Source organism: Allobosea sp. WAO, from assembly GCF_001509835.1.
GTDB lineage: Bacteria > Pseudomonadota > Alphaproteobacteria > Rhizobiales > Beijerinckiaceae > Allobosea.
In genome coordinates, this window is the sequence record NZ_JXTJ01000009.1 from 86,508 (window position 1) to 104,781 (window position 18,274).

The 18,274-nt window shown below is 66.1% G+C and carries 18 protein-coding genes and 1 pseudogene; 10 read left to right on the plus strand and 9 right to left on the minus strand.

The genetic code is table 11. The annotated features are described in order from the left end of the window. Positions 1–498: 498 nt before the first annotated feature. The 5 genes from DK26_RS18835 to DK26_RS18855 all read right to left on the minus strand — a co-directional run bounded on the left by DK26_RS18835 (position 499) and on the right by DK26_RS18855 (position 4,748). Positions 499–1,791 (minus strand): saccharopine dehydrogenase family protein, encoded by a 1,293-nt coding sequence (locus DK26_RS18835; RefSeq protein WP_066475713.1) that lies wholly within the window; start codon positions 1,789–1,791, stop codon positions 499–501. 37 nt (positions 1,792–1,828) lie between these two features. Then, positions 1,829–2,926 (minus strand): carboxynorspermidine decarboxylase, encoded by a 1,098-nt coding sequence (locus DK26_RS18840; protein WP_066475714.1) that lies wholly within the window; start codon positions 2,924–2,926, stop codon positions 1,829–1,831. Positions 2,927–3,092: 166 nt separating this feature from the next. Continuing rightward, a complete protein-coding gene (locus DK26_RS29400) occupies positions 3,093–3,338 on the minus strand; it encodes a hypothetical protein (protein WP_184231745.1) in 246 nt (81 codons plus the stop codon). Between the two features lie 247 nt (positions 3,339–3,585). Next, positions 3,586–4,119 carry an NUDIX hydrolase gene (locus DK26_RS18850; RefSeq protein WP_248310026.1) on the minus strand — a complete coding sequence of 178 codons (534 nt, stop codon included), beginning with the start codon at positions 4,117–4,119 and terminating at the stop codon, positions 3,586–3,588. 128 nt (positions 4,120–4,247) lie between these two features. Next, complete coding sequence (locus DK26_RS18855) at positions 4,248–4,748, minus strand: PTS sugar transporter subunit IIA (protein ID WP_066475716.1); 501 nt, start codon at positions 4,746–4,748, stop codon at positions 4,248–4,250. 617 nt (positions 4,749–5,365) lie between these two features. Here DK26_RS18855 and ccoN point away from each other — a divergent pair. From ccoN to ccoS, 8 genes and pseudogenes are all read left to right on the plus strand, one after another. Further along, entirely contained in the window at positions 5,366–7,012 is a 1,647-nt protein-coding gene (gene ccoN, locus DK26_RS18860; RefSeq protein WP_066475717.1) for a cytochrome-c oxidase, cbb3-type subunit I, read from the plus strand. Between the two features lie 5 nt (positions 7,013–7,017). Then, complete coding sequence (gene ccoO / locus DK26_RS18865) at positions 7,018–7,815, plus strand: cytochrome-c oxidase, cbb3-type subunit II (protein ID WP_083533348.1); 798 nt, start codon at positions 7,018–7,020, stop codon at positions 7,813–7,815. After that, positions 7,812–7,982: a cbb3-type cytochrome c oxidase subunit 3 gene (locus DK26_RS18870; RefSeq protein WP_066475718.1), complete on the plus strand. Its 171-nt coding sequence runs from the start codon at positions 7,812–7,814 to the stop codon at positions 7,980–7,982. Before ccoO ends, DK26_RS18870 begins: the two co-directional genes overlap by 4 nt. After that, entirely contained in the window at positions 7,973–8,845 is an 873-nt protein-coding gene (ccoP, locus tag DK26_RS18875) for a cytochrome-c oxidase, cbb3-type subunit III (protein ID WP_066475720.1), read from the plus strand. The genes DK26_RS18870 and ccoP overlap by 10 nt, the downstream gene beginning before the upstream one ends. After that, positions 8,842–9,054, plus strand: a complete 213-nt coding sequence (locus DK26_RS18880) for a hypothetical protein (protein ID WP_066475722.1) — start codon at positions 8,842–8,844, stop codon at positions 9,052–9,054. Before ccoP ends, DK26_RS18880 begins: the two co-directional genes overlap by 4 nt. 39 nt (positions 9,055–9,093) lie before the next feature. Then, complete coding sequence (locus tag DK26_RS18885; protein ID WP_066475724.1) at positions 9,094–9,876, plus strand: DUF2189 domain-containing protein; 783 nt, start codon at positions 9,094–9,096, stop codon at positions 9,874–9,876. Positions 9,877–9,906: 30 nt separating this feature from the next. Continuing rightward, positions 9,907–12,183: a cation-translocating P-type ATPase gene (locus DK26_RS18890; protein WP_066475726.1), complete on the plus strand. Its 2,277-nt coding sequence runs from the start codon at positions 9,907–9,909 to the stop codon at positions 12,181–12,183. Next, positions 12,180–12,326: pseudogene (ccoS, locus tag DK26_RS29975) on the plus strand (cbb3-type cytochrome oxidase assembly protein CcoS); the annotation flags it as partial. The gene DK26_RS18890 and the pseudogene ccoS, both read left to right, overlap by 4 nt. A gap of 61 nt (positions 12,327–12,387) precedes the next feature. Here ccoS and DK26_RS18900 read toward each other — a convergent pair. From DK26_RS18900 to DK26_RS18910, 3 genes are all read right to left on the minus strand, one after another. Next, positions 12,388–12,852, minus strand: a complete 465-nt coding sequence (locus DK26_RS18900) for a hypothetical protein (RefSeq protein ID WP_157089725.1) — start codon at positions 12,850–12,852, stop codon at positions 12,388–12,390. 145 nt (positions 12,853–12,997) lie between these two features. Then, positions 12,998–13,474, minus strand: a complete 477-nt coding sequence (locus DK26_RS18905; RefSeq protein ID WP_066475732.1) for an Rrf2 family transcriptional regulator — start codon at positions 13,472–13,474, stop codon at positions 12,998–13,000. A 218-nt stretch (positions 13,475–13,692) separates the two neighbouring features. Beyond that, positions 13,693–14,115, minus strand: a complete 423-nt coding sequence (locus DK26_RS18910; protein ID WP_248310027.1) for a group III truncated hemoglobin — start codon at positions 14,113–14,115, stop codon at positions 13,693–13,695. Positions 14,116–14,336: 221 nt separating this feature from the next. Between DK26_RS18910 and DK26_RS18915 the strand changes: the two genes are divergently transcribed. Then, positions 14,337–15,707 carry a PLP-dependent aminotransferase family protein gene (locus tag DK26_RS18915; protein ID WP_066475734.1) on the plus strand — a complete coding sequence of 457 codons (1,371 nt, stop codon included), beginning with the start codon at positions 14,337–14,339 and terminating at the stop codon, positions 15,705–15,707. 122 nt (positions 15,708–15,829) lie between these two features. Next, positions 15,830–16,234, plus strand: a complete 405-nt coding sequence (locus DK26_RS18920) for a DUF983 domain-containing protein (RefSeq protein WP_066475736.1) — start codon at positions 15,830–15,832, stop codon at positions 16,232–16,234. Between the two features lie 40 nt (positions 16,235–16,274). Here the strand turns inward: DK26_RS18920 and DK26_RS18925 are convergent, their stop codons facing one another. Beyond that, the gene (locus tag DK26_RS18925; protein ID WP_066475738.1) at positions 16,275–18,224 is read right to left on the minus strand and encodes an FAD-binding monooxygenase; all 1,950 of its coding nucleotides are present in this window, start codon (positions 18,222–18,224) and stop codon (positions 16,275–16,277) included. Positions 18,225–18,274 lie beyond the last annotated feature (50 nt).

The following is an 18,274-nucleotide window of genomic DNA, read 5'->3' on the forward strand; positions in this document are numbered from 1 at the left end:
AGTTGAATGGCCCGATGCAGCCTGTGCCGGCAGGCATGCGGGCGGCGCGGTTCTCCCTGGCTCGGTCGCGCTTGGGGCCGAAAAGGCCGTGCGCCGAACCAGGGCTACTGCCGTGCGAGGCGAAGCGCCGTAAAGAAAATCCCTGCGGGGGGATGGTTTCCTGTCATGACAAAGGCAGTTTCGGACGAAGTGGAAAGAAAGTCAAATTTCAATATAGCGGAGTAAAATTTCAGTTAATTTATATTGCAAAGCTAGTTATTTCTGAAATTTTCCAAGGTTTGGCTTCTTGCGAGGGCGTTGGTCGGATTTCTTGTTCGGATGTCTTGGCTGGTTGCGCAGCTTAGTCCCAGCGTATGGCCGGTGTAGCGTCCTGCCGGGTGCAGGTGTCGCGGAGACCGCTGTTGAAGGCCCGGCCGCTTACGCGGCCGGGCGTGGGCATCGAGGGCAGGCACGCCGGCAACGATCTGCCCTCGAGCCGGTTGTCGACCGCGGACGCGATCAGCCGGCGAGGGCCGGTTCGGCCACCCGCGGCGCCGCTGCTGTCGGCTTTTCGTCGAAGCTCAGCGGCCGGTCGCCTTCGGCATCGCGGATCCGCGCCGGCAGGCCCATCTGGTCGAGCAGGCGCAGGAAGGGCCGCGGTGCCAGCTCCTCGACATTGACCATCCTGCGCACGTCCCAGTCGCCCTTGGCGACGAGGATCGCCGCGGCGGCCGCGGGAACGCCGGCAGTATAGGAGATCGCCTGGCTGCCGACCTCGGCATAGGCCTCTTCATGGTCGGCGACGTTGTAGATGAAGACCTCGCGCTTCTGCCCGTCCTTCATTCCCTTCACGACATCGCCGATGCAGGTCTTGCCGGCATAGTCGGGTGCCAGCGAGGACGGATCGGGCAGGACGGCTTTGACCACCTTCAGCGGCACCACTTCGAGCCCCTCCGCCGTCCTGACCGGCTGCTCGGAGAGCAGGCCGAGATTCCTGAGTACGGTGAAGACGTTGATGTAGCGCTCGCCGAAGCCCATCCAGAACCGGACATTGGGGACGTTGAGATTCTTCGACAGCGAATGGATCTCGTCATGGCCGGTCAGATAGGTGGTGCGGTTGCCGACCACCGGCAGGTCCCATGTCTTGCTGACCTCGAACATCCTGTTCGAGGTCCACTCGCCCTTCTGCCAGGACCAGACCTGTCCGGTGAACTCGCGGAAATTGATCTCGGGGTCGAAATTGGTCGCGAAATAGCGGCCATGGTCGCCGGCATTGACGTCGACGATGTCGATCGAGTCGATCTTGTCGAAATACGCGTCGCGCGCCAGGGCCGCATAGGCGTTGACGACGCCCGGGTCGAAGCCGGCGCCGAGGATCGCGGTGATGCCCGCGGCGGCACAGTCGGCCTGCCGCTTCCACTCGTAATTGCCATACCAGGGCGGCGCCTCGCAGATCTTCAGCGGGTCCTCGTGGATCGCCGTGTCGATATAAGCGGCGCCCGCCGCGATGCAGGCCGACAGCACCGACATGTTGAGGAAAGCCGAGCCGACATTGATGACGATCTCGGCGCCGGTGTCCCGGATCAGCTGGGCGGTTCGTTCGACATCGAGCGCATCCAGCGCGTGGCCGGCGAGGCGGCCGCCGGTCTTCAGGCTGCGCTTCTCGCGAACGGAGCGAATGATCGCCTCGCATTTCTCGACATTGCGCGAAGCGAGGTGGATGTCGCCGAGCACGTCGTTGTGCTCCGCGCATTTATGGGCGACGACCTGGCCGACGCCGCCGGCGCCGATGATCAGAACGTTCCTTCTCATTCTGCTGGGATTTCCTTTCTGCAGAGAGGGGGAGAGGTCAGGACAGGCTGGAGAGGTAGTCCTGGAAGGAGAATTCGCGGACGACGCGCACGCTGCCGTCGAGCTCGCGCACGGCGATGGCCGGCATCTGGACGCCGTTGAACCAGTTCTTCTTCACCATGGTGTAGCCGCCCGCGTCCTCGATCGAGATCCGGTCGCCGGGCTTCAGCTCATGGGCAAAGTCGAACTCGCCGAAGATGTCGCCGGCCAGGCAGGACTTGCCGCAGATCGCATAGCGATGCGGGCCGGGCTCGGCGGCGAGCTTGGCGCTCTGCCGGTAGATCAGCAGGTCGAGCATATGCGCCTCGATCGAGCTGTCGACGATGGCGAGGTGCTTGCCGTTGAACAGCGTGTCGAGCACCGTGACCTCGAGGGTCGTGCTCTTCGTCACCGCGGCCTCGCCGGGCTCGAGATAGACCTGGACGCCATAGCGCTGCGAGAAGCGCTTCAGCCGCTCGCAGAAGGCATCGAGCGGGTAGCTGTCGCCGGTGAAATGGATGCCGCCGCCCAGGCTGACCCAGCTGACCTGCTGCAGCAGCGCGCCGAAGTTCTCCTCGACCTGCGCCAGCATCGCGTCGAAACGCGCGAAATCGGCGTTCTCGCAGTTGTTGTGGATCATGAAGCCGTCGATCCGGCCGATGATCGCCCCAACCTTCTGCGCATCCCATTCGCCGAGGCGGCTGAACGGGCGGGCGGGGTCGGCGAGGTCGAAGCCGGAGGCGCTGATCTGCGGGTTGAGGCGCAGCCCGCGACTCGTCGCGGCCGTCTTGTCGGCGAAGCGCTCGAACTGGCTGATCGAGTTGAAGATGATCTTGTCGGAATTGGCCAGGACCTCGTCGACCTCGTGATCGGCGAAGGCGACGCTGTAGGCATGGGTCTCGCCGCCGAATGTCTCGCGGCCGAGCTTGACCTCGTTGAGCGAGGAGGAGGTCGTGCCGTCCATGTATTCGCGCATCAGGTCGAACACCGACCAGGTCGCGAAGCACTTCAGCGCCAGCAGAACCTTGGCGCCCGATTGTGTGCGGACACGGTCGATCGTCTGCAGGTTGCGCAGCAACCCGGCCTTATCGATGAGATAATACGGGGTCTGGATCATCGATGCGTCGCACCTGTCGAAAGAGTATCGGACCGCGACCGAGCCGGCCGGCCCGCATCTCGGCGCTATGAGGCAGCACGCTCACCGCGTTGCGGTGTCGTGATGGCGTTTTGATCTTGGAATTGGGCCCGCAGCGCCTGGCTGCCGGCGGAGCCTGTGCCTGCGGTTACGGCATCGCCGACGCGGACGCCGTCGACGCGCGCGGGATCAGCGCTTTCGCGCTGTTGCTCCTGCTCTTCTTCTCGGTGCGGAGAATGGCGGCGGCAGCGGGCGACTGCCTGCTAAGACGGCTGGCAGGACTGATCACCTTGATCGACGCGGCCGAGGCGCACATCGCAAAAGTTTCTTCCTTTTGGGAGGCGTTCAGTAAAACTGCGCCCATCCCCAATTGGAAGAGGGCGTCGTGAGACATGCCGTCCTCCCCAACCAGCAGATGTAGCCTGCATCAGGCGATATACGATCCTATATCAGCCATTGCGGGAAAATCAACCCGTCCGCGGACGTTGCAAAATCTAGATTGGAATTCAGATATCATCTCAGTGTTTTGGATATTGTGAGGTTGTTTTTATTCAGAGTTTAGATTTTTTCTGCGGGGTGGATCAAAATTTCTGTCGGTTTTCTTGCTTCAAGCTAACCGGGTAAGTCCCATGGAACGGGCGCTAGCCAGCCGGTGCAGCGACCTCTTTGTCGAAGGCGCGGAGAATGACGTCCTGCGCCGTCAGGATGAGGGCCTTCAGTTCTGCTTCGTCGACGAGCCCGCTGGCGTCCTTCGCCGCGAACCAGGACCGCCTGCGCTGGCGCTTCTCGGGCCAGCGGTCGAGTTCGTCGAGGACGTCTAGCGGGAAGACTTCGACCCGGCAGAGGACGGAGGCGCCGTGGCTTCGGCGCTTGCGATAGTGATAGGCGCCGACGGGAGTGGCCGCGGGGTACCCGATGATCCCGGCCTCTTCATAGGCTTCGCGTGCCGCCGCCTCGGCGCCGGTCTTGCCGCGCATCGGCCAGCCCTTCGGCAGCACCCAGCGGCCTGTGTCCCGCGAGGTGACCAATATGATGTCGAGGCATCCGGCATCGGACAGACGGTACGGGAGCGCGGCGTATTGCAGGCGAACCGGCTCTCCGGAGAGGCGCCCGCTTCCCTCGCTATTCGCTGTCTCCAGGACGATCTTCCGCTCGCAAGCGGCGCGATCGGTCAACCGCACGTCGCTGTCCTCCTTCGTTTCAGGTGAAGCAAAAACTGTTCGGGGTTGCCGACGAACAGGTGCAGCCCTCCCGCGAGGAGAGGGCCCTTTATCGCTGACGGTTGGCGGGTGTTTGCCGCGCGTCAGGCCCGCGCCGCGCTTTGCGCGGAGGCGGTCTGCTCCGCCGCGACCCGGAGGAGTTCGCTCGCAGCCTCGGAATCCGCGGCATCGCGCAACCCCTGCAGCAGGCGCGGCTCGCGCATCATCTTGCAGAACTTCGAGAGCGTGCTCAGGAAATCGTCCATCGCCTCGGCCGGCCAGACCACAGCCAGCACGAGATCGACCGGGTCGCCATCGGCGGCGCCGAAGTCGACCGGGTGGTCCAGGCGCATCAGCGTGACCCTGGGCTCGCCCAGAACGTCGGTTCGAGCGTGCGGCAGCGCGACGCCGCGGCCGAGGGCCGTGGAGCCGAGCTGCTCGCGGGCGTTGAGCGCCTGGAGAACAGCCTTCCTGTCGCCGTCGTCATCGCCGCGGCAGAGCCGGTCGGCGGCGCTCTCGATCGCCGCCTGCTTGCTTGCGGCAGGCAGGTCGAGCGCGATGTCGTCGGCACCCAGAAATTTCATGATGTTCACTGCAGCTTCCATGTGGGCCGATCCGCGCCGGTCATGGCGGAGCGGATGGTACGCGCTCTCGCCGAGTAGGCGTCATGTGCTCGAGTTGTCGTCGGAGATGCCTGACTGCCCGGACGAGGCTGCAATGCGCGCGTCCGGGTTAAACGTCGGTCTTGGGAAATCCTGCTCTGCGAGGATCGTATAGCCGAAAACTGATCATGGCGCGCTAGGATTAGTATGCTTCGGCGGGAAGTCAAGTGTGGCCCGGTTGCGGGTCAAAAGCGCTTGTCCTGCCGCGACTTGCAGCCGGATCGCGCTGCGAAGACATGCTGGTCCTGCATCATTTGTGAAGAGCTGTGGCGTGTCGCGCCGTAATGTTTGGCGCTGGCGGCGCGCGTCTTTGCGCGGCGTCGAGAGGTGGTCGGCGCTGCGGCAGTTCCGCTTTGCTCATACAGGCATGCACGCCGCCCCGCCAGCGCCTGCGACGCCCTGTCTTGATTTAAAACAATCATCTTTGATGTATATTAAATGGCCTTGACGATTCGACCCTGCCCATGCGGCACTGTCACCGGACCGGCGCGGATCGGGTTCACGGACTCGATGTCGCAGATTGCATCGACGTGCTTGTAGTGAGCCGAGGACGACTTCCGATGATCGCCCAGTTGACGATTGCAGAACGACGGCTGGCATTAGCCATCCTGGTTGCCGTTGCCTTGTGCGGTCTCTTGCTGACGATCGCCGGTCAGGGCGACCCGATCGGCGTGCACGGACTGATGTTCCTGGTCGCCGGCGCCGTCGGGATCTTCGTGGTGATTGCCGGCTATCTTTCGCCGGAGCCGAGCGCTGAACGGCTGCAGCACTATTACGACGAGCCGACCAAATTCGGCATCGTCATGGCGATGGCCTGGGCCGTGCTCGGCCTGTTCGTCGGCGACTGGGTCGCCTGGCTCCTGGTCTACCCTGAGCTGACCTTCGATGCCGGCTGGGCGAGCTTCGGCCGCATCCGGCCGATCCACACCACCGGCGTGATCTTCGGCTTCGGTGGCAACGCCCTGATCGCCACCTCCTTCTATGTCGTGCAGCGCACCTCACGGGCACGTCTGCCGGACCAGCTCAGCCCCTGGTTCGTGCTGCTCGGCTACAACCTTTTCTGCCTCATCGCCGTCACCGGCTACATGATGGGCATCACCCAGTCGAAGGAATATGCCGAGCCGGAATGGTACGCCGATATCTGGCTCGTGGTCGTCTGGGTCACCTATTTCATCCTCTATGTAAGGACGCTCGCCCGCCGCAAGGAGCCGCATATCTACGTCTCCAACTGGTACTACATGGCGTTCATCCTGGTCGTGGCGATCCTTCACATCGTCAACAACCTCGCCATGCCGATCTCGCTTGGCCAGGCGAAGAGCTATTCCGCCTTCTCCGGCGTCCAGGATGCGATGACGCAGTGGTGGTACGGCCACAACGCCGTCGCCTTCTTCCTGACCGCCGGCTTCCTCGGCATGATGTATTACTACCTGCCGAAGCGCGCCGACCGGCCGATCTACTCCTACCGGATGTCGATCATCAGCTTCTGGGGCATCACCTTCTTCTACATGTGGGCGGGCTCGCACCACCTGCACTACACGGCCCTGCCGCAATGGGTGCAGAGCCTCGGCGTGACCTTCTCGGTCATGCTGCTGGTGCCGTCCTGGGCTTCTGCCGGCAACGCGCTCCTGACCCTGAACGGCGCCTGGGACAAGGTGCGCGACGACGCGACTTTGCGCTTCATGATGGTCGCCGCCGTGTTCTACGGCCTCTCCACCTTCGAGGGGTCGTTCATGGCGATCCGCCAGGTCAACGCGCTATCGCATTACACCGACTGGACGGTCGGCCATGTCCATGCCGGCGCGCTTGGCTGGGTCGCGATGATCACCTTCGGCGCGATCTACGCCACCGTGCCCTGGCTCTGGAAGCGCAAGGCGATGTACTCGGCCGGGCTGGTCGAGGTGCACTTCTGGCTCGCACTCGCCGGTACCGTCATCTACGTCTTTTCGATGTGGAATTCCGGCATCATCCAGGGGCTGATGTGGCGGACCTACAATGAAAGCGGCACGCTGGCCTATTCCTTCCTCGACTCGCTCGTGGCGATGCGGCCCTACTACATCGCCCGCGCGATCGGCGGCCTGCTCTTCCTGATCGGCGCGCTGGTCGGCTGCTACAATATCTGGATGACGATCCGGGCAGCCCATCTGCACGATCCGGCCGCGGATAGTTCGGTGCCGGTTCCGGCCCCGGCCCTTCAGCCCGGGGAGTGACGCCGATGTTTGGTCTGCACTACCGCCTCGAACGCAAGACGCTCGGTTTCGTGCTGGCGGTGATCGGCGTCGCCAGCATTGGCGGCCTCGTCGAGATCGCGCCGCTCTTCACCATCAACCAGACGGTGGAGGACGCGCCCGACATGCGCGTCTACACGCCGCTGGAGGTGGCTGGCCGCAACATCTACATCCGCGAGGGCTGCTATGCCTGCCATTCGCAGATGATCCGCACCCTGCGCGACGAGGTCGAGCGCTACGGGCCTTACTCGCTCGCGGTCGAGTCGAAATACGACCACCCGATGCTCTGGGGCTCGAAGCGCACCGGCCCCGACCTCGCCCGCAATGGCGGCAAGTATTCGGATGCCTGGCATGTCGCGCATCTCAACAATCCGCGCGACGTCGTCCCCGTCTCGATCATGCCGGCCTATTCCTGGTTCCTGCGCACGCCGCTGCGGACCGACGATCTCGGCAAGCATCTGCGTTCGCTCCGCGCCGTCGGCGTGCCCTATACCGACGAGATGATCGCCAACGCCCCGGCCGACGCTTATGGCCAGGCGGCGCCGGACTCGCCCTTCGCAGAAGGCGTGAGCAAGCGTTATGGCGAGGCGACGACGGTGCGTGCCTTCGACGGCAAGCCCAATGAACTGACCGAGATGGACGCGATCGTCGCCTATCTCCAGATCCTCGGCCGCCTGACCGATGCCGCCCACAAGCCGTCCGTCGCGACGGAAACCGGGCCGGCAGGCACCAAGTCGGCGGAAGCCAAGCCGGCAGAAGCCACGCCATCTGGAGGCAAGCCATGAGCCTCGCCCATGACACGGCTGTCTGGTTCTCGAAATCCTACGGGCTGTTCTACCTGATCGGGCTCTCGGTCGCCGTCCTGGTCTACACTTACTGGCCGTCGAACAAGCAGCACTTCGACAAGGCCGCCGATTCCATCCTGCGCGACGAGGACCGGCCATGGCGGTAGAAGAGCGGGACCCTCACAGCGGCTTCCTGACCACCGGTCATGAATGGAGCGGCATCAAGGAGCTCAACACGCCGGTTCCCCGGGCGGTGTACTTCTTCCTGATCGCGACCTTCGTCTTCTCGCTCTTCTATTGGCTCTTGATGCCGGCCTGGCCGACAGGCGTGAGCTACACCAAGGGGCTGCTCGGCGCCGACGACCGCAAGAACATCGCGCGCTCGCTGGAGCAGGCCGAGCAGGCGCGCGCCTGGAGCAAGAAGATCGAGGCCGCCGACTTCGCCGCGATCCAGGCCGATCCCGCTTTGATGGCGATCGTGCGCCAGAGCGGCCGAACCCTGTTCGGCGACAATTGCGCGGTCTGCCACGGCACCGACGCCAAGGGCAGCAAGGGCTTCCCCGATCTCACCGCCGCGTCGACGCTCTGGGGTAGCACGCCCGAGGCGCTGATGGAGACGATCCGGGTCGGGATCAATTCCGGCCATGGCGAGAGCCGCACCGCCCAGATGCTCGCCTTCGGCAGGGACGGCATGATCCCGCGCGCCGATGTCGAGAACGTCACCGCCTTCGTCCAGTCGCTGTCGGCGGCGCCGGGCAGCATCGATAAGGCCAAGGTCGAGGCTGGCAAGGCCGTCTACGCCGCCAATTGCGCCGCCTGCCATGGCGAAGAGGGCAGGGGCAATGCCGAGCTCGGCGCGCCCGACCTGACCGACAAGGCCTGGACTTATGGCGGCGACACGCAGTCGATCTTCAACTCGGTCTGGCATGGCCGGCAGGGCCAGATGCCGGCCTGGGAGAACCGGCTGTCGCCGGTCGACCGCAAGATCCTGGCGCTCTACCTCGCCGATCTCAGGAAGCCCCGGCCATGAGCGAGATCGTGTCCAGCCCGCAGGCGCGCCGACGCAAGCTCGTCGTGGGGCTGGCGGTCGGCGGCGGCTTGCTGCTGCTGGCCGGCGCCAACTGGCATCTGGTCCATGTCGCGATCTCGTCCCAGCCCGATTGCGTTCCCCATCTCCGGCGGGGCGAAGGCGAGGGCCGGCCGGGTGCCTACAGCGCCGCCCGTTCGGCCTGCCGGTAGAGGTGACGGAATGAAGCCCACTCCGCAGCGAGGCGAACCATGATCATCCCGGCCGTCGTCCCTCCGCTCCCGCGCGAGAACAAATGGAGCCGCGGCCTGCCCGCCTCCGCCGCCTTCGACTGGCTGCGGGCCGGCTGGCAGGACATCGTCGACAACCCGATGCCGAGCCTGAGCTATGGGCTCCTTGTCTTCCTGGTCTCGCTCGCGGTGGTCGCCTGTTTCGTCTCCTTCGGCTGGGACTACATCCTGTTCCCGGCCTTGGCCGGGTTCATGGTGGTCGGTCCGCTCTTCGCGATCGGGCTCTATGAGAAGAGCCGCCGGCACGCTCTCGGCGAGCGCATCGGCCTCGGGCGGATGGTCTTCGTCAAGCCGGCCTCGGGCGGGCAGGTGCTGTTCACCGGCGTACTGCTCTGCCTGCTGATGCTGACCTGGATGCGGGCGGCGGTTCTGATCTACGCGTTGTTCTTCGGCCTGCGTCCCTTCCCGGGGCTCGACCATATCGTCGGCATGCTGTTCACCACGCCGGTCGGGCTGGCGATGCTGTTCGTCGGCAGTGCCGTCGGCGGCCTTTTCGCCGCCTTCTCCTTCGCGATCAGCGTCTTTGCGATCCCGATGCAGCTCGACAAGCGGGTCGACGCGCTGACGGCGATGGGCAGCAGCACCGCGCTGGTCTGGAACAACCTGCCGGTGATGCTGACCTGGGGCGCGATCGTCCTCGGCCTGTTCCTGCTGAGCCTCGTCACCGGCCTGCTCGGCCTGATTGTCGTGTTCCCGCTTCTGGGGCACGGCACCTGGTACGCCTATCGCGCGATCGCGGCCTGAGCGGGCCGCCTTCGCTCTCTGGAGCCTTCGATGAGTTGCTGCGCACCCGGCGCCGACTATGCGACGGCGGATCACAGGCTGACCGCCGACGAGATTCTGCTGGCAAGCCGGCCCGTGGGCGGCGGGGCGCGCCAGACCGATCTCTCCGTGCCCGGCATTCATTGCGGCGGCTGCATCGCGACCATCGAGAAGGCCTTGTCGGCGCTGCCGGGCGTCGAGCGGGCAAGGGTCAACCTCTCGACCAAGCGTGTCTCGATCCGATGGCGCGACGGAGCGCCGCCGCCCTTCGCCGAGACGCTCGTCGGTGTCGGCTATGAGGCCCATCTCGACGATAGCGGCGAGTCCGGCACCGACGCGGCGCTCTCCGAACTGATCCGTTCGCTGGCGGTCGCCGGCTTCGCCTCGATGAACATCATGCTGCTCTCGGTCTCGGTCTGGTCCGGCGCCGAGCCGGCGACGCGCGATCTATTCCACTGGATTTCGGCGCTGATCGCCTTGCCGGCGCTCGCCTATTCCGGCCGCGTCTTCTTCCGTTCTGCCTGGGGCGCGCTGCGCAAGGGCCGCACCAACATGGATGTGCCGATCTCGATCGGCGTCTCGCTCGCCTTCGCGCTTAGCCTCTACGAGACGGTGCATGGCGGCCCCCACGCCTATTTCGATGCCGCGATCTCGCTGCTCTTCTTCCTGCTGATCGGCCGAACGCTGGACCATGTCATGCGCGAGCGGGCGCGGGTTGCGGTGAAGGGCCTCGCCCGGCTCGCGGCGCGTGGCGCGCTCGTGATCGGCCCGGACGGCTCCGGTACCTATCTGCCGGTCGCCGAGATCGAGCCCGGCATGACCATCCGGCTCGCTGCGGGTGAGCGCGTTCCGGTCGATGCCCGCGTGCTCGAAGGCGCTTCCGAACTCGACTGCTCGCTGGTCTCGGGTGAGAGCCTGCCGCAACCCGCCATGGCCGGGCAGGTTCTGCAGGCCGGCACGCTCAACCTGACGCGGCCGCTAACGATCACCGCGACCGCAGCGGCACGCGATTCCTTCCTCGCCGAAATGGTCCGCATGATGGAGGCGGCCGAGGAAGGGCGCTCGCTCTACCGGCGCATCGCCGACCGGGCGGCGCGACTTTACGCGCCGGTCATCCACCTCACCGCCTTCTTGACCTTTCTCGGTTGGATAGCGGCGACCGGCGATGCCCACCGCGCGATCACCATCGCCATCGCCGTGCTGATCGTGACCTGTCCCTGCGCGCTCGGCCTCGCCGTGCCGATGGTCCAGATCATGGCGGCACGCCGGTTGTTCGAGAAGGGCATCATGGTCAAGGACGGCGCCGCCATGGAGCGCCTCGCCGAGATTGACAGTGTCGTCTTCGACAAGACGGGAACGCTGACCCACGGCCATCCGCGCCTGCTCGATGCACAGGCCCACGACTCGGAAGCTCTGGCGCTGGCTGCGGCACTCGCTGGCCATTCACGCCATCCCTATTCGCGCACCCTGGTCGCGGCGGCGGCCGGGCTGGGCCGCCCGGATGGCAGGATCGTCTTCTCCGAGGTTTCCGAGCTGCCTGGGGCGGGGCTCGAAGCCCGGGCGGGTGGGGCGCTCTATCGTCTTGGCCGGCCGGAATGGGCGCTCGGTGCCGGTGCTGCGCCGGACGACATGGCGAGCGAGGCCCGCGTCGTGCTCAGCCGCGACGGGCGCGCTCTGGCGCGCTTCAGCTTCGACGATCGTCTCAGGGCCGATGCGCGCCAGGCGATCTCGGCGCTGACAGCCGCCGGGCTCGAGGTCGAGATCCTGTCGGGTGATCGCGAGGAACCGGTTCGCCGGCTAGCCGCGGCGCTCGGCCTGCCGCATGGCGCGCGGGTCTCGCCCGGCGGCAAGCTCGCCCATGTCGAGGCCGCCGCTGCTGCCGGGCACAAGGTGCTGATGGTCGGCGACGGCCTCAATGACGCGCCGGCGCTGGCGCGTGCCCATGCGTCGATGGCGCCGGCGACCGCGGCCGATGTCGGGCGCAACGCCGCCGATTTCGTCTTCCTGCGCGAGAGTCTGCTTGCCGTGCCGCAGGCGCTCGCCGTGGCGCGCGAGGCCGGCAAGCTCGTCCGGCAGAACATCTTCCTCGCCGTCGCCTACAACGCGATCGCGATTCCGATCGCTGTGCTCGGCTATGTCACGCCGCTGATCGCGGCAGTCACCATGTCGTTGTCCTCGCTGCTGGTCATCGGCAACGCCTTGCGCCTCGGGCGGCACGCCGCGAGCGGGCTTAACCCGGAGTCGCCTGCACAGGAGCCGGCGGGCGCCCCCGCCATCGCCCTGCGATGATGGACTTCTTCTATCTGATCCCGATCGCCATCGCGCTCGGCGTCATCGGGCTTTGCGCCTTCATGTGGTCGCTGCGCAGCGGCCAGTACGAGGACCTCGACGGCGCGGCGGCCCGAATTCTTCTCGACGACGAGGCGCTCCCGCCGGCGAACCCGGTCTCCGGCGCGGAAAATAGTGCGGAGGGCCCCACGTCCGAGGCGGCCTCTAGCGCAGGCTCGCCCCAAGCCGAAGCGCCTCCTCGGCCTCGTTGAGGCGCTGGGCCAGCGGAACAGCTGCGGCGGCAGACGTCGCAGGCTCGAGGGCGCGCAGGACGAGCGCGCCGACATGCTCGGAGAGTTCCGACAGGCTGGCCGCGGCGTGGAAGGGCAGCACTTCCAGCGCCGCCTCCATGAAGACCTCGCAGGCATCGCGGACATGGTCCGGCTCCAGCGCGGGAAAGGCCTCATGCAGCGCGACGATCGCGCCGCCGTGTTCGCCAGTCTGGAACAGCAGCGCGCCGAGAAAGCGGGCGAAGTCGTCCTCGAATTCCTGCCAGCGATTGCCGATGATCCTGTCGAGCCCGCCGCGCAGCCGCCTGTGCCGGCGCAGGCGCTCGCTCAGTGATTCCGCGATATCGCGCAGGATATCGTCATCGACGAAGATCGACGGATCAAGCACCAGTGTCGCCATGCTGCGCATCCCTTGCCGGTCGGCCGGCACCATGCCCTGAGCAGTCGTTGGCCTCGTAGTCTAAATAAGAGGCATATATAATGCATCTTATGGAGCTAGGCCATGCATGGTTCCGCCTACCGGACATGACGAAATGCTCACCAGGTCAGGTGGCGGCCTGGGAGGCCCTGCGCCGTGCCGGCTTCGGAGCGTCCTGCGTCGGCGCCGTGATGCCGAAATCCTCCGGCCTGAGCACGAGATCGGCCAGGGTGTAGCGGTCGAGCGTCGTCACGAAGGCGCTGAGCGCCTCGTTGAGCACGCCGCGCAGGCGGCAGCGGGGCGTGACCAGGCAGCGATTGCCGGCCTCGAAGCACTCGACCAGCGCGAAATCCGGCTCGGTCGCGCGCAGCACCGCCCCGACGCCGATTTCGCCGGGGGGCCGCGCCAGCACGAGGCCGCCGGAGCGCCCGCGTATGGATTTGAGGAAGCCGGCACGTACCAAGAGGTTCGCGACTTTCATCAGATGGGCCCGGGAAATGCCGTAGACCGCGGCGGTTTCCTCGATTGTGATCAGCTGGCCGTCCCGCGTCGCCGCATACATCAGCAGGCGCAGGGAATAGTCGGAGAAGTTCGTCAAACGCATTGCGGCTTCCGGCGCTGTCGTCCCGGGCTGCAGTCGGGTCACGGTGAAAGATGTGGCCCTGTAGCATCTTTCGCAACCGCCCGAGCGGAATTCCGCTCTGAAGCGGTCGGCAGGCGCTCTGTAGTCCCGCCGGCTCGCGCCAGCTCAGCCCGCCAAAAGGGCGCCGCCGCGAGCCGCAAGCTGCGATCGGAGCCGCCTCCGCATTGGCGACGGCAATCCTAAGCGACGCTGACGGCAACCGCCGCCCGGCCCGGCAGGTGCAGCGCCTTGTCGCCGATGTTGAGCCCGATCTGCAGGCTGTCGGCGACGCGCCGGGCCCGCCCGATGAAGAGGGCGGCAGCAGGACCCGCGCAATGCGCGTTGACGACCCCCTCGAACAGCACGAGCCAGTGCTCGAAATGCTCCATCGTCAGCCCGAGTCCGAAATGGGCGACGTGCGGCTTGCCTCCATAGCGGCCGCTCATCAGCGTCAGCGACGACCAGAAATCGACCATGGTGGCGAGATGCGCATCCCAGCCATCGCCGATCCGCTCCTCGAATATCGGTCCGAGCACGGCGTCCTGGCGGATCAGGGCATAGAAGTCGTGCACGATCCGCTCGACCAGCGGCTCGGAGACGTCCTGGGGAAGGGGTGGGATCAAGGTGATGATCCTTTTAAGATGCATGTCTAATGTCACTTTTATATGCACGTAGTCGCCGGCTGTAAATCGCCGGCGCTGTGACGAGCGACTGCGGCCCGCCCGGGAGTCCGCCCGGCTTTTCTTCGCTGCGACCTTAAGGCGTGATGACAGGAAGTGCGTGCAACAATATACAGTCAATCCTGTGAGCCGCCTTCCCCCTGTCCCGAGCGAGTGTGAAGCCGATGGTTGACTGGACGCCCGACCTGACGCGCAGCGACAAGCCGCGCTATCTGGCGATCGCCGAAGCCATTGCCGAGGATATCGTCAGTGGCCGGCTCTCTGCCGGCGACCGGCTGCCGCCCCAGCGCCAGCTTGCTGCCAGGCTGGCGGTGGATTTCACCACGGTAGCGCGCGGCTATGTCGAGGCCCAGCGCCGCGGGCTGGTTGCTTCGCGCGTCGGCCAGGGCACCTTCGTCAAGGCGCCGGTCCGGCAGCGCGCGGTCGCGCCGGAGCTCGTCGATCTCTCGATGAATCTGCCGCCCGAGCCCGACGATCCGGCGCTGATCGCGCGAATGCGCGAGGGTGTTGCCGAGGTCAGCGCCGATCTGATTTCGCTGCTGCGCTATCAGGGTTTTGGCGGCGCGCGTTCCGACAAGGTAGCGGCGGCCGAGTGGCTCGGCCGGCGCGGGCTTGCGCCGGCATTCGAGCGCCTGTTCGTCGTGCCCGGTGCCCATGCGGCGCTGCTCGGCATCCTCAACGTGCTGGCGCGTCCGGGCGATGTCGTGCTGGCCGAAGCGCTGACCTATCCCGGCATCCGCTCGATCGCGGCCCAGCTCGGGATCCGGGTGGCCGGGCTTGCCATGGATGGCGACGGCATCGTGCCTGCCGCCTTTGCCGAAGCCTGCGAGAGATTGAAGCCGAAGGCGCTCTATCTCAATCCGGTGCTGCACAACCCGACGACATTGACTGTACCGGAGGCGCGCCGCGTCGAACTTGCGGAGATCGCCAGGCGCCATCGCGTCGCGATCATCGAGGACGACGCCTATGGCTTCGTGCCCGCGGTCTCGCCGCTACCTTTTGCCGTGATCGCACCAGAGCTGACCTGGCATGTCGCCGGCCTGTCGAAATGCATTGGGGCGGGCCTGCGCATCGCCTATGTCGTGACGCCCGATGCGCGTTCGGGCTGGCCCTTCGCGGCGGCGCTGCGCGCCGCCAGCGTCATGGCTTCGCCTTTGACGGCGGCGATTGCGACCCGCTGGATCGAGGACGGCACGGCAGATGCTATTCTGCGCTTCGTCCGGGCGGATGCGAATGCCCGCCAGCGACTGGCTGCCGAGGTGCTGGCGCCGGGCAGCTACCGGGCCGATCCGCTGAGCTTCAATCTCTGGCTCGAGCTTCCCGCGCCCTGGACGCGGTCGGCCTTTGCCGGCCACATGCAGGCGACTGGCATCGGCGTCGCTGCCAGCGACGTCTTCGCTGCCGACGGCAATCCGCCCGAAGCCGTGCGGGTCTGTCTCGGCGGGCCGCAGAGCCGCGATGCCGTCCGCAACGCGCTGGAATTCATGGCGCATGCGCTCGGGCACCCGCCCGAGATCAGCTCGACCGTGCTGTGATCGGCTGAGGCATACGGTCGCAATCCCGGCTGTGTCGAGAATTGAGTGCATACAATGTTGCCAATGACTGCTATAGTACGGCCATGATCGATAAAGACGGTACGCGCGCCCCGGAGGGCAAGATGGAATCTCGTACTTGGCCCAAGCTGTCGCCGTTCAAGACCGGCATGCGGGGGCGCTGCCCACGCTGTGGCGAAGGCAAGCTGTTCGACGGCTTCCTGACGCTGAAGCCGCGCTGCGAGGCCTGTGGGCTCGACTACGGCTTCGCCGATCCCGCCGACGGTCCGGCCTTCTTCGTCATGATGTTCGTCTGTATTCCCGCGCTGTCTTTCGCGCTCTGGCTGGAACTCGCCTATGAGCCGTCCGCCTGGGTCCATCTGGTGACGACGCTACCGATCGTGCTCCTGACCTGCATCCCGCCCTTGCGCCCGCTCAAGGGCTGGCTCGTGGCCTCGCAGTACTTCTTCAAGGCCGAGGAAGGCCGCCTCGCCAAGCCGCGCCCCGCCCAGGCGCCGGTGCAGCGCTGAGGCGTCACGCCTCCGCAGCGAGCTAGGGGGGCCGGTGCGCCTAGCTGGCCTGCCGGAGCGCCGGCTGCGGCAGCATAATGCGATCGAAGAAGGCGCCGAGCGGGTCATGTGCGTCCAGCGGCAGCAGTTGCGCGACGTACTGGTCCGGCCGGACGATGACCAGGCAACCCACCTGCCGGTCGATACCGCGCAGCGCGAAGATGTCCTGGCCGTTGGCAAGGTCGGGACAGAAGACCTTCTCATAGTCGCGCAGGCCGTGGCGGCCCTTTCCGGGCAGCAGCAGCGGGTGAACGCTTCCGATGTCTACCTCGCGATGGCCACGCTGAAGCACGGCGCGCAGGTCGAACACGGCATCGATGTCCTCGTCGTTGCGCGTGTAGCGGCGGACCGGCGAGCGCTCCGATCCCGCGAGGAATTCGCAGAGTGCGCCGATCGGGCCTTCGGGATGCCCCCGGTCTTCGGCTCCTCCGAAGGCGAAAAGCCGCCAGCGGCCGTCGGCCTTGCCAGTGTGCCCGATATGGACCGGCTTGGCGTCGGCAAGGCGAATGACCGGCGCCGAGTGGAAGCGTGTACCGACCAGGAAACCCCTCGCGAGATGCTGGAACGAGGCATTGCCGGTAAGGAGCGAGGGCGCATAGCGTGTCGCCGTGCCGGCGGTGTAGCGCCCATGCCGCACGAAATAATCTTGCACTTCGGCGGGGTCGACGCCCGCGCCCTGCGGATCGCTGGCGGCCTTCACCGGCGCACTGAGCAGGGCCGCCCATTCCCGGTCGAAGGCGATCAATTCGCCGGCGATCGCCTGGCGCTCGGCCGAGTAACTGTGCAGCAGTTCCGGAGCGCAGCGCCCGCGCAGCACGGCGGCCAGCTTCCAGCCCAGGTTAAAGCTGTCCTGCATCGAGACATTCATACCTTGCCCGGCCTTGGGGCTGTGGGTGTGGCAGGCATCCCCGGCGATGAAGATCCGGGGCAGCCGCTCGCCTGCCTCCGCATCCGGCACGTCGTCGAACCTGTCGCAGAGCCGCTGGCCGATCTCGTAGACCGACCACCAGGCGACCTCCTTCACCTCGATCTCATAGGGCTGCAGGATGCGCCGCACGGCCGCGATCAGATAGTCGACGGTGATGTTGCGACTGCCGACGCGCTCGTCCTGTCTGAGCTTGTCGAGCTCGACATAGATGCGCACGAGATAGCCGCCCTCGCGCGGGATGAGCACGATCGTGCCTTCGCTCGCCGACTGGATCAGGGCTTTCAGGCGGATGTCCGGGAAATCGGTCACCGCCAGCACGTCCATCACGCCCCAGGCCTGATTGGCGGCGTCGCCCTCCAGGGCGCGCGCGATCGATCTGCGCACGACGCTCCGGGCTCCGTCGCAGCCGACGACATAGCGCGCTTTGATCGTCTCGATCTGGCCGGCATGGGCGGGGTCGAGCCGCTCCAGCCGCGCCGTGACGGGATGGGACGAGCCAGTATCCGGCTCTGTCGCCAGGTCGAGCAGGCGTCGGGAATAATGAGGCTCGAGCCGGCCCGGTGCATTGCGCATGGTTTCGAGGTAGAAATCATGCACCCGCGCCTGGCTCAGGATGACATGCGGAAATTCCGACAGCCCGTCCTCGACGTCCTGGACCCGGCCGTGCCGGGCGATGTTCTCCCGCTTAGTCCCGTCCGGCTTCCAGAACACCGTTTCGTTGACCCAGTAGGCCTCCTTCAGCACGCGCTCGGCAAAGCCGAAGGCGTGGAACATCTCGATCGTCCTGCAGGCGATGCCGTCGGCCTGGCCCATCTGCAGCGGACCGTCCTTCTGCTCGACGATGCAGGTCCGGATCTCGGGAAAGGCGGCGAGCTGAGCGGCGAGGGTGAGTCCGGCGGGGCCGCAGCCGACGATCAGGACGTCGACTTCCTTCGGCAGGGCTTCCGTATGAGGGGAGGCATGCTCGAAGGTCTGGGCGATCGCCGGGTCTCCCGGGCTGAATCCGTCGAGATGGAACTGCATGCTGCTCTCGCGGGATCGAGACGAAGGATCGGGAAGGCGGCCCGCCTTGG

Coding starts and splice junctions, on each gene's coding strand:
- DK26_RS18855 (WP_066475716.1), bottom strand. CDS start 4,748: ATGGAAGCTGCAGTGAACATCATGAAATTTCTGGGTGCCGACGACATC.
- DK26_RS18840 (WP_066475714.1), bottom strand. CDS start 2,926: ATGATCCAGACCCCGTATTATCTCATCGATAAGGCCGGGTTGCTGCGC.
- DK26_RS18870 (WP_066475718.1), top strand. CDS start 7,812: ATGAGCCTCGCCCATGACACGGCTGTCTGGTTCTCGAAATCCTACGGG.
- DK26_RS18835 (WP_066475713.1), bottom strand. CDS start 1,791: ATGAGAAGGAACGTTCTGATCATCGGCGCCGGCGGCGTCGGCCAGGTC.
- ccoN (WP_066475717.1), top strand. CDS start 5,366: ATGATCGCCCAGTTGACGATTGCAGAACGACGGCTGGCATTAGCCATC.
- DK26_RS29400 (WP_184231745.1), bottom strand. CDS start 3,338: ATGTCTCACGACGCCCTCTTCCAATTGGGGATGGGCGCAGTTTTACTG.
- DK26_RS18915 (WP_066475734.1), top strand. CDS start 14,337: ATGGTTGACTGGACGCCCGACCTGACGCGCAGCGACAAGCCGCGCTAT.
- DK26_RS18925 (WP_066475738.1), bottom strand. CDS start 18,224: ATGCAGTTCCATCTCGACGGATTCAGCCCGGGAGACCCGGCGATCGCC.
- ccoO (WP_083533348.1), top strand. CDS start 7,018: ATGTTTGGTCTGCACTACCGCCTCGAACGCAAGACGCTCGGTTTCGTG.
- DK26_RS18890 (WP_066475726.1), top strand. CDS start 9,907: ATGAGTTGCTGCGCACCCGGCGCCGACTATGCGACGGCGGATCACAGG.
- DK26_RS18905 (WP_066475732.1), bottom strand. CDS start 13,474: ATGCGTTTGACGAACTTCTCCGACTATTCCCTGCGCCTGCTGATGTAT.
- DK26_RS18885 (WP_066475724.1), top strand. CDS start 9,094: ATGATCATCCCGGCCGTCGTCCCTCCGCTCCCGCGCGAGAACAAATGG.
- DK26_RS18900 (WP_157089725.1), bottom strand. CDS start 12,852: ATGGCGACACTGGTGCTTGATCCGTCGATCTTCGTCGATGACGATATC.
- DK26_RS18920 (WP_066475736.1), top strand. CDS start 15,830: ATGGAATCTCGTACTTGGCCCAAGCTGTCGCCGTTCAAGACCGGCATG.
- ccoP (WP_066475720.1), top strand. CDS start 7,973: ATGGCGGTAGAAGAGCGGGACCCTCACAGCGGCTTCCTGACCACCGGT.
- DK26_RS18880 (WP_066475722.1), top strand. CDS start 8,842: ATGAGCGAGATCGTGTCCAGCCCGCAGGCGCGCCGACGCAAGCTCGTC.